The organism is Vibrio sp. 1151_11, from assembly GCF_029478525.1.
Lineage (GTDB): Bacteria > Pseudomonadota > Gammaproteobacteria > Enterobacterales > Vibrionaceae > Vibrio > Vibrio anguillarum.
The window spans coordinates 19879-37307 of the sequence record NZ_SHMN01000018.1; the positions used below are offsets into that span (position 1 = coordinate 19879).

17 protein-coding genes are annotated in these 17429 nt (G+C 43.2%); 11 read left to right on the forward strand and 6 right to left on the reverse strand.

Going from position 1 to position 17429, the window contains the following annotated elements; translation table 11 throughout:
- The first annotated feature begins 49 nt into the window (after positions 1-49).
- On the forward strand, positions 50-781 hold the full coding sequence (locus EXZ60_RS13330; RefSeq protein ID WP_088733521.1) for an AzlC family ABC transporter permease: 732 nt from the start codon (positions 50-52) through the stop codon (positions 779-781).
- On the forward strand, positions 778-1098 hold the full coding sequence (locus EXZ60_RS13335; protein WP_013868095.1) for an AzlD domain-containing protein: 321 nt from the start codon (positions 778-780) through the stop codon (positions 1096-1098). The genes EXZ60_RS13330 and EXZ60_RS13335 overlap by 4 nt, the downstream gene beginning before the upstream one ends.
- 58 nt (positions 1099-1156) lie before the next feature.
- On the opposite strand, the gene EXZ60_RS13340 is transcribed toward EXZ60_RS13335, so the two are convergent.
- On the reverse strand, positions 1157-1771 hold the full coding sequence (locus tag EXZ60_RS13340) for a fumarylacetoacetate hydrolase family protein (protein ID WP_277435823.1): 615 nt from the start codon (positions 1769-1771) through the stop codon (positions 1157-1159).
- A gap of 284 nt (positions 1772-2055) precedes the next feature.
- Between EXZ60_RS13340 and EXZ60_RS13345 the strand changes: the two genes are divergently transcribed.
- The 3 genes from EXZ60_RS13345 to EXZ60_RS13355 all read left to right on the forward strand — a co-directional run bounded on the left by EXZ60_RS13345 (position 2056) and on the right by EXZ60_RS13355 (position 5026).
- Positions 2056-3051, forward strand: coding sequence for a porin (locus EXZ60_RS13345; RefSeq protein ID WP_199867990.1), 996 nt, complete (start codon positions 2056-2058; stop codon positions 3049-3051).
- A gap of 461 nt (positions 3052-3512) precedes the next feature.
- Positions 3513-4397, forward strand: coding sequence for a DMT family transporter (locus EXZ60_RS13350; RefSeq protein WP_277435824.1), 885 nt, complete (start codon positions 3513-3515; stop codon positions 4395-4397).
- Between the two features lie 59 nt (positions 4398-4456).
- The gene (locus EXZ60_RS13355; protein WP_232471696.1) at positions 4457-5026 is read left to right on the forward strand and encodes a glutaredoxin domain-containing protein; all 570 of its coding nucleotides are present in this window, start codon (positions 4457-4459) and stop codon (positions 5024-5026) included.
- A gap of 195 nt (positions 5027-5221) precedes the next feature.
- Here EXZ60_RS13355 and EXZ60_RS13360 read toward each other — a convergent pair whose 3' ends face one another.
- From EXZ60_RS13360 to EXZ60_RS13370, 3 genes are all read right to left on the reverse strand, one after another.
- Complete coding sequence (locus tag EXZ60_RS13360) at positions 5222-5356, reverse strand: hypothetical protein (protein WP_013868100.1); 135 nt, start codon at positions 5354-5356, stop codon at positions 5222-5224.
- A 103-nt stretch (positions 5357-5459) separates the two neighbouring features.
- The gene (locus EXZ60_RS13365) at positions 5460-5810 is read right to left on the reverse strand and encodes a hypothetical protein (RefSeq protein WP_026027570.1); all 351 of its coding nucleotides are present in this window, start codon (positions 5808-5810) and stop codon (positions 5460-5462) included.
- Positions 5811-5934: 124 nt separating this feature from the next.
- The gene (locus EXZ60_RS13370; RefSeq protein WP_277435825.1) at positions 5935-7131 is read right to left on the reverse strand and encodes a multidrug effflux MFS transporter; all 1197 of its coding nucleotides are present in this window, start codon (positions 7129-7131) and stop codon (positions 5935-5937) included.
- 134 nt (positions 7132-7265) lie between these two features.
- Between EXZ60_RS13370 and EXZ60_RS13375 the strand changes: the two genes are divergently transcribed.
- Together EXZ60_RS13375 and EXZ60_RS13380 are read left to right on the forward strand one after the other, a co-directional pair.
- On the forward strand, positions 7266-8150 hold the full coding sequence (locus tag EXZ60_RS13375) for a LysR family transcriptional regulator (RefSeq protein WP_026027569.1): 885 nt from the start codon (positions 7266-7268) through the stop codon (positions 8148-8150).
- A gap of 215 nt (positions 8151-8365) precedes the next feature.
- Positions 8366-10198, forward strand: coding sequence for a bifunctional diguanylate cyclase/phosphodiesterase (locus EXZ60_RS13380; protein WP_277435826.1), 1833 nt, complete (start codon positions 8366-8368; stop codon positions 10196-10198).
- A 52-nt stretch (positions 10199-10250) separates the two neighbouring features.
- Here the strand turns inward: EXZ60_RS13380 and EXZ60_RS13385 are convergent, their stop codons facing one another.
- Positions 10251-11558, reverse strand: coding sequence for a peptidoglycan DD-metalloendopeptidase family protein (locus EXZ60_RS13385; protein ID WP_194567222.1), 1308 nt, complete (start codon positions 11556-11558; stop codon positions 10251-10253).
- Positions 11559-11744: 186 nt separating this feature from the next.
- Positions 11745-12044 (reverse strand): isoamylase early set domain-containing protein, encoded by a 300-nt coding sequence (locus EXZ60_RS13390; protein WP_026028657.1) that lies wholly within the window; start codon positions 12042-12044, stop codon positions 11745-11747.
- 211 nt (positions 12045-12255) lie between these two features.
- On the opposite strand from EXZ60_RS13390, the gene EXZ60_RS13395 reads away from it, so the two are divergent.
- The 4 genes from EXZ60_RS13395 (at position 12256) to EXZ60_RS13410 (ending at position 17414) form a co-directional block, all read left to right on the forward strand.
- A complete protein-coding gene (locus EXZ60_RS13395) occupies positions 12256-13917 on the forward strand; it encodes a SulP family inorganic anion transporter (RefSeq protein WP_277435827.1) in 1662 nt (553 codons plus the stop codon).
- Positions 13918-14268: 351 nt separating this feature from the next.
- Positions 14269-15645, forward strand: coding sequence for a YjiH family protein (locus tag EXZ60_RS13400; RefSeq protein WP_026027937.1), 1377 nt, complete (start codon positions 14269-14271; stop codon positions 15643-15645).
- Between the two features lie 201 nt (positions 15646-15846).
- The gene (locus EXZ60_RS13405; protein WP_064626470.1) at positions 15847-16314 is read left to right on the forward strand and encodes a molybdopterin-dependent oxidoreductase; all 468 of its coding nucleotides are present in this window, start codon (positions 15847-15849) and stop codon (positions 16312-16314) included.
- Positions 16314-17414 carry a GGDEF domain-containing protein gene (locus EXZ60_RS13410; RefSeq protein WP_064626471.1) on the forward strand — a complete coding sequence of 367 codons (1101 nt, stop codon included), beginning with the start codon at positions 16314-16316 and terminating at the stop codon, positions 17412-17414. Before EXZ60_RS13405 ends, EXZ60_RS13410 begins: the two co-directional genes overlap by 1 nt.
- Positions 17415-17429 lie beyond the last annotated feature (15 nt).

Below are 17429 nucleotides of genomic sequence, written 5' to 3' on the forward strand. Positions count from 1 at the left end.
CCCAACCTTGTGGCTTGATAGATTCATCACTTCCAGCAAAGGAATTACTATGGATAGCACACTATTGAACCACGTACATTTGGAACCTAGAGGTCGCCTCTTTGGGCAAGGCGCACTGGCCATGCTACCGCTGAGCATTGCCGTTTTACCATGGGGCTTATTGGCAGGATCATTTGCGATTGAAAGTGGCCTGACCATATTAGAGAGCCAAGCACTCTCTGCGGTTTTATTTGCAGGCTCAGCGCAACTCGTCGCCACGGGGATGTTTAAAACAGGTGCAGGGCTGTTGACTCTGCTGATCACCACATTTTTCATCACTTCTCGCCATTTTCTCTACAGCGTTTCCATGCGCAGCAAAATCAGCCCACTCCCGACACGTTGGCGTTTAATTCTGGGTTTTCTGCTCACTGATGAGCTGTTTGCGGTCTGCGGACAACAAAATGAAAAACAGTTTAACCGTTGGTACGCGCTTGGTGCAGGTTTAAGCTTCTATTTAGTTTGGAATTTGGCCACACTGGTCGGCATTATTGCGGGCAGCTACATCCCCGCTTTAAACGAGTTGGGGTTGGAATTTGCAGTCGCGGCTACTTTTATCGCCATTGTCATTCCGAACATTAAAAACATACCGATACTCGTTGCTGTCATCAGTGCCCTAGTGTTATCGGTAAGCCTGACTCTTTGGCAAGTTGAAGGTAGCTTAATGCTAGCAAGCATTGGCGCAATGTGTGCAGGTTATGTTTCTGAAGTTTTACTCTGTTCGAGCAGGAGGAACCAACGATGATTCTGCTTTCTATCCTCGCCATGACCGCTTTGGTCTTTATGAGCCGTTATCTGTTCTTAGAGCCTAAATTACCGCTGCGTCTCAACCCAGTTATCCAGCGCTTACTCACTTATTCTAGCCCTGCTGTATTAACTGCTATTTGGGCTCCGATTGTGTTCCTGCCAGAGCAAACACTTTGGCTTGATCGCCATAATCCCTACTTGTGGGCCGCAGCATTAGCGGGACTGATTGCATGGAAAACCAAGAATGTCCTGCTGACCACGATCATCAGCATGGCGACTTTCTTTTTGCTAAATTTAACGCTCTTAGCCCATTAAAGACAGAGGCTGCGGTTAATACTGATAATAACCGCAGCCCGAATAGCGCAAATCAGTTTTATTGCGCTAGCCATTCAATCTCGATTAAGGTCTGCTCTCCACATTTAAGACGCCCTAAAAAGAGATCGCCACAATGCACTTCTCCAACTCCTTGTGGCGTTCCGGTCATCACAACGTCACCATCACGCAGCGATGTGTAAGATTTCAGCTCTTCTAAAATGGTGGCGGGTGAATAGATCATTTGGTTGACACCGCCGCACTGAACCCGAACACAGTTGATGAATAGCTCTAACTGCAACTTATTGATGTCGATACCATACAGTGGCACAAATCGGCTAAGTACTGCTGAACCATCAAATGCTTTCGCCCGCTCCCAAGGTAAACCTTTTGCTTTCAGCTGAGATTGCAGTACCCGCTTAGTCAGATCTAACCCCAAACCAACCGCGCTGTATTGACCTTTTTTGATCAAAAAACAAATTTCAGCTTCATAGTGAAGCGTCTCTTGGTGAAACGAGGATAGAGTGGTTGTAATGCTCGTATTGGGTTTATTAAACACCACCATTTGTTCTGGCATTGTGTTATTAAGCTCTTGAATATGTTCAATATAGTTCCGACCAACACACAACACTTTAGACGGGGTTATCTTCTGTTTATCCAAACGAACCGAATACATATAGTCTTCCTTGAGATAACTAAGATCGTCGAGTTTACCTCATCTACAGCGCGAGTGAATGGATTTGCATCTTCATTAGATAAAAGTAAGATCTTCGACTCAAAATTCATGGCACCTTGATTATTTTGAACATCACTACATAACATTCTCTTTAATAAATCATCAATAAAAACAACATGTAAACATCATAAATCAGTAATTAAATATTCATTTAAAACATCTACTTTACTCACATCAAACCGTTCGAGCACTGAAGCTCATTGATTATGGATAAGGTAAATAAAATGAAAAAAGCAACAATCGCAACCGCAATTCTTACAGCATTGGTATCAGGTTCTTCTTTTGCTGCGACTGTTTACAAAGCGGATGGAAATGAGCTTAAAGTTGGTGGACGTGCAGAATTTCGTGGCGATTTCGGTGGTGATGACAAAGGCAAAGAAATTGAAGGCACGATGAAAAACAAAAGCCGTGCGCGTTTGAACATTACAGGTTCAACAGAAATCTCTGACTCTTTGAAAGGTTTTGCAACCTATGAAGCAGAGCAAACGGTTAATTCCTCCGCCAGCAACGATAAGAATTCTGATTTCAACCAACGTTACCTATTTGCAGGTTTACAAGCTGATTTTGGTGCTATTTCTGTCGGCCGCCAAGATACGGCTGGCGTGCAAATTTCTCAAATGTCAGACATCGGTACTTATACTGGCGCTCAAAAAGAGTTCATCAACGCAGGTAATGAGCAAATCAACAACACCTTCCTCTACGCAGCTACATTTGATGCCCTCAATGTGAAAGCAAGCTTTATTGCAGGCGAAGAAAAAGACACCGATGGCTTTGGTCTTTCTGCAATTTATAACTTACCTATCGGCCTTGGTTTAGGCTTGGGCTACGCAAGCAACGATAATGGCACAGGCCAAGGTGCAGCGAATCAAATTATTGCCGGTGCGAATTACACGTTGGACGATTTGTACTTAGGCCTGACCTATACACAAGGGGATTTGGACGATAAAGCGAAGAGCGAATTCAACGGGATTGAATTTGCTGCGCAATACAAAATCACAAGTAACTTCCGCTTGATTGGGGTGTATCAAAAAACGGAAAATGAAACTGCAAACGTCACAACGACGAAAAGTGATTTTGCTGAGTTGACGGGGCGTTATGATTTCAATAAATCAATCTACACTTACGTTGCCTACAAAATGAACAACCTAGATAAAAAAGACCTCGGCACTGCGTATGATGCAAAAGACTCTATTCGCCTAGGCCTACGTTACAACTTCTAATTTCAATCATACGAACGCATATACTCCCTAAGGATATCATCCTTTTGGCCAAGCACTCGCTTGGCCTTTTTTATTTGACGGCATTGCACCACAATGAAACTCATTGCACTAGGCTAGACCATCCCTCATAGAGCCAATAATATAATTTTATTATTTTTCAATAGGTTAAATTTGGCACACAACCTGCTATGTAATAAGTACAAATGCATGGCAGCGTTTGTGCTTCTTTTCAGTGCTAAGGCAGAGCACTGGCCGTTCATGTTCTTTCGCCCTCTTTTTAGGGGGCTTTTTTTATCCCATAACCACAGCCCATACGCAAAATGTTTGGCGTTTCAGACAAGTGGGAATCAGCAGGGATAACACTTGCTCAAATTTATTGAACCACTCCATTCATTTCAGAGATTGGTTTAACGCTGATAAGTCAGTATGATTCAACGACTTTTTCTATAACCCTCTTCTCTATGACCAAAATACTTCACCACCCAATCCAAGGGGCAAGTTGGATGCTAATCGCAGGCCTCGCCTTTGCGATAGTCAATAGCCTTGCTCAAGTCGCCAGTATCAATTATGGCCTGTCATCTACCACGGTGGCGCTGGTTCAGTATGCCATCGCGTTAGTCGTTATTTTGCCGTATTTATCAACGTTAGGGATCCGCTACTCGCTGCGCACCGAGCATTTAAGCATGCATATTTTCCGTGTGTTTTTATCTGTGATTGGCATACAACTCTGGTTATGGGCACTCGCCTATCCCGTACCCATTTGGCAAGGTATTGCACTGCTGATGACCTCTCCTCTGTTTGCCACGATTGGCTCAGGCCTTTTTTTAAAAGAGAAAGTGGGTACAGCACGCTGGGCAGCAACATTAACTGGCTTTGTCGGGGCGATGATCATCCTTGAACCTTGGGCTGACGATTTCAACTGGGCATCGTTGCTACCTGTTGGCGCGGCATTTTTTTGGGCTTGTTACTCTTTGATGGTGAAAAAACTGTCTGCCCATGACTCACCGTCTACTATGGTGGTCTACCTTTTGGTACTGATCACACCGTTCAATCTACTGCTCGCTTTACCAGATTGGCAAACACCTCAAGGGAGCACTCTATGGCTCATATTGCTTTTTGCGGGTGCGATGACAGCACTGGCTCAATGGGCGATAGTTAAAGCCTATGCGGTGGCAGATGCGTCTTTTGTGCAACCTTTTGATCACGCGAAGCTGCCACTGAATGTTTTGGCGGGTTGGTTAGTGTTTGGCTGGGCACCACCCGGGCGATTATGGCTTGGCGCTGCCATCATTATCGCTTCAGTGGCCTTTATTACTCACTGGGAAACAAAAAAATCTTCGCGTTGAAATAAAAAGTCACTCAACTCTTTCCTATTCTCTAAGCAATGCTTCTTGAGGAAAACACGATGGCAAAACCGATAAAAATCACACTATACCGATGGGCTGGAAGTTGGGGTCCATTTAAAGTCACCATCTCTTGCGGCGAGTGTACGCTCACCAAGGACATTTTGACTGACACCTTCAATAATGAACTGGAGGGCATTCCCATCGAGTTAGAAGTCAAAGACTGGCTATCGTACTGGTGGGAACCCTTGAAACTTGGCGCATGGCACGCCCCAATATTGGTCGTTGAAGGTAAAGTGATCAGCCAAGGAGAAGCGTTAAATCGAGGTGTTTTGGTTCAATCGGTGATCAAAGAGTGGGCACAACGTGACGAGTTAACTGGCAATATTGTGTATGGAAAAGCCACTTGCCCGTACTGCGTAAAAGCAAAGAAATTGCTGGATGAAGCGGGAATTCAATACACCTATCATGATGTCGTCAAAGAAAGTGCGGCGCTGTACCGGATGATCCCAGAAGTTAAAGCTATCATTGGTCAAAAAACGCCCGTCACCGTGCCACAAATTTGGCTAGAAAGCCGCTATATCGGCGGGTGTGATAAATTGGAAGATTGGCTAACCAAAAAAAGTCAGTAGTGCCCCAGAGCATCTGGTTACTTTAGAAGAAAAAGTACTGACGCCTCAGAAACCGCCGACTCTTTAGTCAGTAATGGTATACGGGCTCTTTGTGGACGAATGGTGGACGAATTTGCACAGCCATTTTTACCCCAGTAAATAAAGCAAAGCCCCAGCTTGTTACCAAGCTAGGGCTTTTTGATTCTTAGGCATTCACTATTTGCTGAATTTCTTCACTAGCGTTTTAATGAAAGACTTTTTCTTTGCTTGTGGTTTGCCATGCATTGCATCATACATCGCTTTTTTTGCGATCAGTTGACCAACGTAAGCACCACCTAATTCATAACCCATGAATCACCTCAACATGTAATTTATTTACCTAACGAGGTGTATATTAGTCCAATAAAGAACAAAAACAAGACCTGAGTCACAAAATAAAGTAATTAATTTTCAGTTAACCGCGTTTAGGCTGCTTATAGGTTTTACCAGCAGCCAAGTAAGTTTCTTTCTGCTTAACTTCAAACATGGTTTCAAAAAACCAAGCAACAAACTTAATAACGTCATCGCCTTCATTCATAATGTGTTCGACAAACTCTTCTTCTTCACCTTGCTCATTTTCTTGCAACACGACGTGGTAAATGCGTTGCTCCCCATCCACTTCGGCTAAAGCAAACTGGCCCACTAACGATAAGGCTGCTTCAGCAATATCTTGATCTTCAAATACTTTCAGCATATCTAACGCTTGAGGAAGTGTTTTTTGCTCGCACAAGCTTTTGACTAATGCTTGAAATTCATCTTGTTGCATTGATTTTTCCGTCGAATTAATGTCGCCGAGATTATACCTCAAATTATTTCTCTTGTGCCGACATGTACGATACAAATGCACCACTAGACTTAAACCGCTTCAAACCGGAAGGGTATAAACAGCATTAAGCGAATTTGCTTTGACGTAAGCGATAGGAAGAACACAACACCACAAACATAGAGCAACTGGTGGCTAAATAGAACCAGCCTAGTGACATCTGACTCGTGATCCATCTTTCCACCAAGTATCCCCCTAAAAATCCAGCTAAACACATTTGAATGGAGCCGGATAGAGCCGCAACGGAGCCCGCTTGAGTTTTGTGTGGCCCGAGCAGCATGCTGGTGGATAATGGAAATGAGATACCTTGCGCAACCGTTAACCAAGTAAATCCCCACACTAAATTAAACACGCTCATCGGTGTTATCAGTAACCAAACACCGGCAAAGGCCATAATGACAATCGCCAAAGCAAGTAAACGTTGGGATGAAAAACGATCATTGAGTAAGTTAACGGCAACACTGCCTATCATCAAACCCGCGGAAGGGACGATCATTACGGTTCCATAATCGGCGGCCGTTAACCCCAGCTTGTTTTGCAAGAGAAAAGGCAGCACCGACAGAGTCACTAAACTAGATAAATAGCTGATCCAGTTGTAACTGGCGCTGGTCAGCACTTGGGAATTTTTCAAGAGTAGCAAGTAGTTATGCAATACGGCCTTAGGTTGAAACCGATGTTTCGCGTATGGCAACGTTTCTGGCAATATCCACCAACCTAAAATAAAAATGGTACAGATATACATTAATACGAACACAAACACGGACTGCCAACTTAAATGAAAGGCAAGCCACCCACCGAGTACGGGGGCAATAATTGGCATAATTGAGGCGGTGATGGCGATGTAAGAAAGCGCCTTTGTTAATTGCAGACCATCATAACTGTCACGCAGCACACTGCGACCAAGAACAGAAGCACTTCCCGCGCCAAGCCCTTGCAGTAGGCGACCAGCAGCCAACGCATGAAAATTATCCGAAAAACAGACACACAATACTGTACCGGCCAAATAGATCCCCTGCCCGAGTAAAAATGTCGGGCGTCTACCAACCGCATCAGACAATGGCCCGTAAAAAAGCTGTGACATTCCAAACGCCACTAAAAAGAGCGTGACGAGCCATTGAATACTGGCTTGGTCAACCATTAAGTCTCGGCTGATCAACGGCAGTGCAGGTAAATAGATACTCACCCCAACTTGGCCCGTGGCAATGATCATCATCGCCAATAACATCGGCGTCTTTTTAAATGGTGTGCTAGCGAGAGTTTTCATGGGTTGCTAAGTGAGCTCTTATCGTCGGTAGATGTGGTGTCAAAATACGTTTTCAGTATATATTGGCAACTCAGATTTGATAATAAAGCACTCAGGAAATGAATTAGTTCCAATGAGGAATGAGTAGGGTAACGATGGATTGGATACAAAATGTTAAAACATACATGCGAGTGGTTGAAGAAGGAAGCTTTAACGGCGCGGCACGTAAGCTCAATACCACCAGCTCAGCCATCAGTAAACGAGTACATTGGCTGGAAGAGAAAATTGGCGTGCAGTTACTTAAGCGCACCACACGAACGGTGACACAAACCGAAGCGGGTGCTCTCTTTTATGAGCGAGCAAAAGCACAACTTGAAAGTTGGCAATCGGTGGTTGATGAAACACGATCTGTCAGCCAAACTCCCGCTGGCCTGCTAAAAATTGGGGCGACACTCTCTGTGGGCTCAAAATTTTTGGTGCAGTATTTAGATGAATTTCTACAGCGCTACCCTGACATTCGAATCCAACTGACCACAACAACTCCGGGGCAATTGCCCGAACTTCACCTTGATTTATTCATCAGCCGAGAAATTGACCAACTCAACTCCCTCAGTTTTAAAGCCTCACCCCTATTTGAACATAGGGCCGGCTTTTATGCTTCTCCTAACTATATTGAAAAATATGGTATGCCCAAATCTGCCGAACAGCTTCAACAGCACAATGTCTTGATTTGGGGAGAACACACAACGCGCGAATTAAAAACCTCAACGGGCAAACGCCTATCGTTATCAGGTAATTTCGCGACAACCAATCCAGAAGCACTTTTCTATGCAGGCAAAAATGGCATGGGAGTGATTGTCACCAACGACGTGATGGTCAAAGAAGAGCTACGTTTGGGCAATCTGGTACGTTTGCTACCCGATATCACCGTTGATCAAGCAACGGTTTACGCTTATTACCCTAAACTTGATTATCAACACACTCGAACTCATTTATTTCTCAACTACTTAAAAGAAAAATTAACGAATGAAGCTAGGTAACTAAATTGGGGTTACGTCTATTTCCATCACAAAATTGTCCACCAGAGCAAATTTATCCTAGACAAAAAAGTACTCATAAAACTCTGCAACTAAGCCGCTGAATAACCAATATTTTATTTTTTTGCGTCTCAAGTACCCATCATTGCGAGTGGCAAAACTGCGCAATGTCGACCATAGTCACTAAGTGCATATTCTAAAAAAACAGAGTACGACATATGACTAAAACATCATTGGCTAGGGATGCAGTTAGTCTAAACACCATTAACGAGCTCATGCTGCTCGATGGCTCTGAGTTACATGATCGAGCCACATTGGTGCTGCATACACATTTTCAAACCTGCTGTACATGCATCGTCGAGTTAGACAAATGGCATTACAGAGCTCACACCTTATCTCATGCTGGTGAGACGCCAGACAACAACGACACGGGTTATCCGCTCAGGGGAACACCGTGTGAGCAAGTGTGGAAATCAAAACAGGAATACTGTCTGTTTCCATCACAAGTAACCAAAATTTTTCCTGATGACAAGTTTCTAATTGAAAATAAGATTGATGCCTATATCGGTATTCCCCTACGTGCCAAGAATCGCGAAATACTCGGAATGCTCGTGTCTACCTTCTATTCTCCCATCGAAGATGAGGAATTCGTGATTGGCTACCACCGAATCATTGCTAACATAGTCGTTCACAGCCTGCGCAATAAGTGGTTGAGCGAACGCTCTGACAGCTTGGTTAATCAACTTAGCTATGAAGTTTCTCACGACAACCTGACCGATTTAATGAACCGCAGTTATCTAGCTGACAAATTAGAACGCTTAGTTGAAACAACCAATGAACCGTTTACTCTTGCTTATTTAGACATCGATAATTTTAAATCGATCAATGACTTATATGGGCACTATATTGGCGACCAAATCATTAAGTTTGTGGCTAATGCCATCATTCAAAGCGTTCCGGAAGAGAATTTGGCATTTCGAATCGCAGGGGATGAATATGCGTTTATCACCTTCTCTAATGATCCGTTGCAAATCTGCCGCTGCATATTGGATAAGCTAAATACAGGTTATGTCGATGCATCACATCGCATTAAAATTAGCTTAAGCATTGGCATTTCAAGGAAAACTCAAGAGACAATCACGGCCGATCAACTGATTCTCAATGCCTGTTTAGCACTCAAAGAGTGTAAGCAAACTCGCGGTAGTAATATCCGTTGCTATGATACCCATCTGAGTGACCAATACCATCGTCAAACCCAAATCACAGAAGCTCTACGCCGTGAACTCAATAAGTTAACCAGTAAAAATAGTGAGCTATTTGTGGTGGCGCAACCGATCGTCAGTCGTCACCAAGAACAGTGGAACTATTTTGAGATTCTCACTCGCTGGAATAGCGAAACTCTGGGTGCGATTTCACCGATTGAGTTTATCGATACTGCTGAGCAGTCAGGTTTAATTGTGGAATTAGGAGAACGCATTGTTGAGCTGGCATGCCTAGCAAAAGTTGAGCTAGAGGAGGGCTTAGGCTACAAGGTAAAATTAGGACTTAACTGTTCGGCACATGAACTGATCAACTCCAAGCGCTATCTCGAACACTTAATGCAAACCATTACTCAATACGGCTTTGAGCCTAATGAATTCACAATTGAGCTCACCGAAACAGTACTACTTTCACAAACCAGTGAAGTTAGATACATCTTAGATAAGCTCAGACTACTTGGTTTTACCATCGCGCTTGATGACTTTGGCACTGGCTATTCGAGCTTGAATTACATCCATAGCTACCCCATCGATTGCATTAAAATTGATGCCACTTTTATCAAAAACATGGTGTGTAACGAAACAGCAGAGCGTGTAGTTTGGTTGATTATTCAATTGGCAAATCAACTTAGGGTTGATCTCGTCGCAGAAGGGGTGGAGAACCAAGAAGCTCTGGAGAAACTCTATGCTATGGGCTGTGAACAGATCCAAGGTTACTATTTTTCAAAGCCAGAAACACCGCACTCTATCGTGACTCACTGGAACAACATGAGCCATGTACGGCGCGCATAAAAAACCCTCACTCTGAAAGTGAGGGATTACTAATATCCATTATGCTATCAAATTAAGACTCTTGGTCAGCCGAAGACTCACTGGTGGCATACCGCAGTTCTTGCTGCTGAAGCATAGAATCGAGTTCATTACGCCTTGCAACAAACCCCGCCATCTCTTTTTTAGGCACTGAGTTTGCCATTGGTATGTTGGCGGTCATGGCATTCACTGCGCGATCTCGAACCATCAGCTCATAATGCAGATGAGGCCCAGTGACTCGGCCCGATTGCCCAGATAAACCGATCCGCTCACCTCGCGATACTTTCTGACCTTTACGCACTAAAATTTTACTCAAATGCAAATAGCGTGTTTTGTAAGTACTGCCATGTTGTATCACCACATAATTACCCGCATAAGGGTGCTTACGCGTCATGATCACCGTACCATCGCCAGTCGAGAATACCGGAGTACCGACTGGTACACCAAAATCAGTCCCATTGTGCGGAGCCACTCTTTTCGTGACTGGGTGCAGGCGATGCGCATCAAAGTTAGAGCTGACACGCTTGTTGGTGGTTGGATAGCGTTGAAATGCACGCTGCAAACTATCGCCATTCTTATCGTAGTATTGCCCATCACGATGCAAATAAGCGGAGACTTCATTACCTCGACTGTAAATTTTAACTGCTTGGATTTCACGGCTGCCCGTTAATTTTTCACCGACAAATTGACGAGATTGAACCACTTCAAATCGATCGCCAACCCTAAGATCACGAGAGAAATTGAGTTTATCTTTAAGTAAAGAGACGATCTGTTCTATCTCAGCGCTGCCTAACCCTATCGAATTGACCGACTGAGAAAAGCTGCCTTGGATCTCGCCAACCATGGCGAACTCTTTCCATACACCCGGTATTTTAACATCTTGAAACTCATAGGTACCATCATCTAAACGTGAATATACCGCGCGCTCGACTAGGCTAAATTCTAGCTCCATTTTGGAAAGCGCATTTCCATTTTGCGCTTTCCAAAACCTGAGGATGTTGCCAGGTTTTAGCGTATCCAATGCGAGGTAGTTTAAATCGGTTTCCATAATCTTCATCAAGTCTTGGTAGCCAAAGCCAAGTTGATTAAAGATAGTACTTAAATTGTCACCAGATTTAATCTCATATTCAAAATCCGGAAGATTTTTTACCTCAATAGCATCAGATAAAATCGACTGAACAATTTGAGTTTCAGTAATAGAGAGCTCAATTTGGCGCTGTAAGGAGCTATCCTGCATAGATGAGGAAAATGCGATGGCCGCAACAATCGGTAGGCCAATAATCGACGCTTTTTTTGGAAGTGAAAGCTCAGAAAAGCGCAGAATGAGAGAACGAGGAAGCACTATCTATCCTGTGGATTAAGTCAAAAGAGCCTCAAGATTAAGACTTTCTGTTTCAAAAGTCACCTATATCGTGTGATTCTATGGTCAAAAAAGGCACCGGAGTGCCTTATAACAAATCAACAATTACACGTAAAAATGAGTACTGTCCTAATCATGTTTCACGCTTTCACAAGATTTATCAACAACCTATTGATAAGTCGTTACTAGGCTATTTTCCTCGCCAAAACCATTGGCAATGTACTGGTCAGCGCTAGGATCGTTAACCCATTGTTGGTCATCCAACAAGTAACGAAATTGAAATTCAGCATCTTTAGGTAAACGGGTTTTAAATTTAAAACTATTACTTTTCGCCACCTTTTTCATTGGTTCTGGTTGCCAGTCAAGAAAGTCCGCTACTATCGCAACATTGCCAGCCGTATCTGGGACGTCCACTTCAAAGGTCACTTCGACTTCTTCTTTTGTTTTAAAAAAACGTTTATTGATCATCACAAACTCCATCTCTGTATAAAAAACATCCTACCTAGTGAATCATAAGAAAATAGACTCACATCCACAACTCTAAATAGTAAAAATTCCGCCGCCGAACCACTATATTTATAACCTCAGTTGAATATTCCCCCCTCTTTACAGCATTTTAAATGAGCGTAGAATCCACCGCGCTTTCTATTTTCCCCTATTTTCAATAAGGTTATCAATTATGTTTGCCGTATATGAATCCTATAAAGCCGGTCTGCTACGACCAAAACAGTGGCTAAATAATATCAGTGCAGGTTTGATTGTAGGGGTTGTCGCTCTGCCACTGGCGATGGCATTCGCTATTGCTTCTGGCGTGAAACCGGAGCAAGGGATATACACCGCCATTATTGCAGGCGTTATCGTTTCACTGTTTGGCGGCTCGCGAGTGCAGATAGCTGGCCCAACGGGTGCTTTCATCGTGATACTCGCTGGAATTGTGAGCCAGTATGGGGTCAGCGGGTTGCAGATAGCCACTATGATGGCCGGTGTGATTCTATTGGTTCTGGGGGTCGCAAAACTCGGTAGCATCATCCGCTATATTCCTGACCCCGTAATCGTCGGCTTCACCAGCGGTATCGGTGTCATCATCTGGGTTGGGCAATGGCAAGAGTTCTTCGGCCTCCCCAAGATCGAAGGTGAGCATTTTCATCAAAAATTAGTGTCTATTTTCCATGCCTTTCCGCAGATGGATTGGGCCACAACAGGCCTTGCGTTATTTTCACTCGCGCTGGTTATCTTCGGTCCTAAGATCCCTAAGCTCTCGAAAGTACCAGGGCCGCTGCTTGCTCTCATCACCGTTACCGTGTTGCAATATTTTGTTGGCTTTGAAGGGATCCGCACGATTGGATCGGCTTTTGGAGGCATACCTCAAGGATTGCCAGAGTTTTCGCTTCCAGAAGTTAGTTTCTCTCAAATTATTCTATTGATTGGCCCTGCTTTTGCGATTGCCATGCTAGGTGCGATTGAATCATTGCTTTCTGCGGTGGTCGCCGATGGTATGGCGGGCACCAAACACAACTCAAACCAAGAATTAGTCGGCCAAGGTATCGCTAATATCGTTGCTCCTCTCTTCGGTGGTATTGCAGCAACAGGCGCCATTGCACGTACTGCAACCAATATACGCAACGGGGGGACAAGCCCACTTTCGGGCGTGGTGCACTCGCTCACTCTGGTCATTATCCTTATTGCACTTGCACCATTAGCCGTCAATATTCCGCTGGCAGTACTCAGTGCGATTTTGTTCGTCGTAGCATGGAACATGAGTGAAGTTACCCACTTTATTAAATTGGTTAAACGTGCACCCAAAGCCGATGTGGTTATTTTGTTGCTAACCTTTGGATTAACCGTGTTTGCTGACTTAGTTGTCGCCGTCAATATCGGGGTGATCATCGCTACCCTTCACTTTGTAAAACGTATGGCATCTAGTGTTGAGGTAAAAGCCAGTACACACCATGAGCTCAGTGCTGAGCTGCTTCGTCATGGGCAAACTCAGTTACCAAGAGAGCTCGCCGTTTATGCCTTAGAAGGCCCATTTTTCTTTGCTGCGGCTGAAACCTTTGAGCGTGTGATGAGCAGCATTCAAGAGCAGCCAGAAATTTTAATTATTCGCCTTAAATGGGTTCCATTTATGGACATTACTGGCCTGCAATCCATTGAGGAAATGATCGAAAACTTCCATAAAAAGAATGTGCAAGTGTTGATCTCTGGTGCAAATACTCGTGTTGCAATGAAACTGAAAAAAGCGGGGATTGTTGATTTGGTCGGTGAAGATAATTTCTTTAGTCAATTCGATGATGCGCTCAGCGTTAGCCTACAACGTTTGAATATCAGTACAGCTCAATAAAGCTCATTGGACCTATACATTTTTGGCCTTTAGCCTGCGGTTAAAGGCCTTTGACTGACCCGTCCCTCTTACCTTAACCGCCCAATTTTCCTCAGCCCTCCTTAATTCTTTTTAAAACGCACGCCTCAATCACCAACAGATTATTAACCAATGCAACAATAACAAAACAAATGACCATGTTATCTGAGAATAACAGCTCTTTTGTTTGAATACTTAACCTTGATTAATGAATAGTATTGCAAGCCATCTTAAAAATAGATATTCTTGCCTGCAATGACTAAATAGAGCTATTTAGTGCATTTTTATGCCACCAGTTGGTGACTATTGACCCGCAGTAATACGAGACACGACATGCAAGATAACGCTCAAACTATTGAAGCTCCTGTAGCACCAACACAAAGTAGCTTTTGGATGTTTTTCATCCCTTCGTTAATTGGTCTATTTTTGTTTATGGCGCCAATTAGCTACCAAGGTGACTTAACCATTCCAGTTGCCGTCCTTGCTAAATCTATCCAAGCTATTTTGGGCGATTACCTTGTTGCAATAGTGACAGTGATCATCGCCTTTATGTCTGCAGCTTCCATTTTATGTAAAATTTTTCAACCTGCATTCATTACAAAGAGTCCTTTCTTAAATGGGCTTTTTAATCCATCTGCTCTTTGGTTAGCCGTCCGTGTATTTGGTGGTATCGCCGTCATCATGACGTTTTTCCAAATCGGCCCTAAGGCTATCTGGGAAGAAAACACTGGCGGTATGGTTCTTGAGGGTTTATTACCCACTTTATTTTCTGTATTTATTTTTGCAGGGCTTTTGCTGCCTTTACTGCTTAACTTCGGGCTACTGGAGCTATTTGGTAGTTTATTAAGCAGAATCATGCGTCCAGTTTTCAACCTTCCAGGCCGTAGCGCAATCGACTGCATGGCTTCTTGGTTGGGCGACGGTAGTGTCGGTATTTTGCTGACCAGCAAACAGTACGAAAGCAAATTCTACACACAGCGTGAAGCCGCTATTGTTGGTACAACGTTTTCTGCCGTTTCAATTACCTTCAGCTTAGTCGTTATTGCGCAAGTTAAGCTAGAGCATCTGTTCCTACCTTTTTATGGCACCATTTGCCTTGCAGGCTTTGTTGCAGCGATCATCATTCCTCGCCTGCCACCATTAAGTTTCAAAAAGAACACTTATATTGATGGTACCTCTCCAGCTAAAGATGCCGATGCAGTTCCAAGCGGCCATACCTCGTTCTCATGGGGGATGGAATTAGCACTGGCGAAAGCAAGCCAAGTTAAATCTGCAAAATCGATCTTCGCTGAAGGCATGCGTAACGCTGTTGATATGGTGTTTGGTGTGCTACCTGTCGTGATGGGCTTGGGTACTCTGGCTCTGATTGTTGCAGAATACACCTCTGTATTTTCTGTATTGGGCCAACCGTTTATTCCTTTTCTAGAATTACTTGGTGTACCTGAGGCTGTTCAAGCATCTCAAACCATTGTGGTCGGCTTTGCGGATATGTTTATTCCCGCGATTCTTGCAGCTTCCATTGATAATGAAATGACACGTTTCGTGATTGCGGCCATGTCAGTGACTCAGTTGATCTATATGTCTGAAGTGGGTGCATTAATGTTAGGCAGCAAAATTCCTGTCAACATCCTTGAGCTGTTTGTCATATTTATTCTGCGTACGCTCATTACACTGCCAGTGATAGCTGGTGTAGCACATCTCATTTTTTAGTAAACAATGCGGCAGTAACGGCACTAATAACATTTCAATATGCAAGTCCCCACTTATGTGGGGATTTTTTTGTTCTAAACTAAAGATTGATTCGACCAAATTAACAGAAATATAAATAGAAAATAATTTCATTGATTAAATTATCACCTTATACTTTTAGCCTATGCTCTAAGAAAAAAGCAGAAGTAAATAAGGTAGTTTATGATGAGATGGATAACCGCTTTACCACTTATTTTTTTCAGCTTATTTGTTCATGCTGCAAGCTTAACTATTACCCTCCCAAACCAAGATCGGGTTACTTATTCTCTTGCACAATTGGCAGAGATACTGCCTCGTGAAACCTTCACGACTCAGCTTCCTTGGTTACCAAAAGAAAATACTTTCACTGGTTTTAAAGTTATTGATTTAATTAATCATTTGCAAGTTGGACAGGTTTCTTCTGTATCATTTTTGGCCATTAATGATTACGCCGCTAATATTGCAATTGAAAACTTAACTCGCTATGAACCCATTATTGCTTATCACATGAATGGCGATGAAATGAAAATAAGAAACAAGGGGCCATTTTGGCTGATCTACAATCTAGATAAATATCCACAAATAGACAATGACATTTATTACACCCAGATGGTGTGGCAGTTAGAAAAACTATTGATTCACGGTAAATAATGAATTTTACAAAATACAGCACTTTACACCCCTTGCTATACCGAGCAAAAACACTGTTGATTGTCCTGTCAGTCGCCTTGATCGTCGCTAATTTGTATATACTTTCGACCACACGCTCTTTAGCCAACTCCTATACCGACCAACGTAACTATGCAACTTGGTATTTATTCCAGCTCACCAAAGAGTATTCTGAGCTGGTTGCTTCGATTCCTTATTACCTAGAGTCAAAGGAGAAGAGAGCGCACACTTGGCTGCAGTATGAGCTGATTTGGAGCCGTTTTGACTTGATTCTAACGAGTAAGGAATCGGATAATTTTATGGGTAGAACGGATTCCCAGCATTTCTTTAAGAACAACTTTGATGATTTCAAAATATTAGAAAGCTTATTGCTAGCCGTTAAAGATCAAAAGTCATTGGCTGTATTTGAAAAACATGCTCGCTTGATTTACGACCAGATTATCGGCTATGTAAACCAAAACTTTCAACTGCAAAGCCCTATCTATCTCGAGCAAAAAGAAAAAGCAAATAGGCTAACACAGGTACAATTTCTGCTGATGTTCTTGATGCTGGGTTGCATTGGCTTAGTTAGCTATATTTTTCATAAAGAAGCGGTTGCTCAGCGTACCTTAGCGTTAACTGACCCTCTAACTGGACTTGCAAACCGCCTTGCGATGTTTGAAGAGCTGAATCAAATTTCTGCCAATAACCCCTTCTCTCTCTTTCTTCTCGACTTAAATGGCTTTAAGCCCATTAACGACCAAAATGGTCATAAAGCAGGGGACAGTGTGTTGCAGCAAGTAGCGTTTCGCTTAACACATTCGATTCCAACCTTTGATTATTCGGTATTTCGTATGGGGGGAGATGAGTTTGCCCTAATCATCCATAGCGTAGATGCGATGGAACTGAGCATTATGCAACGCCACATTAAAGCGTGTTTTAAAGAGAATTTCTTCGTGGATAATGGAGTGGGAGCAAAACTTTCAACCAGTATCGGTATTGCCTCTTTTCCTAAAGATTCAGCCAATATTAATCAATTAATACATATTGCGGATAAGAATATGTATGCAATGAAGTTTCTACAAAAAAGCCCCTCTGTATGAGGGGCAAAGTTACCA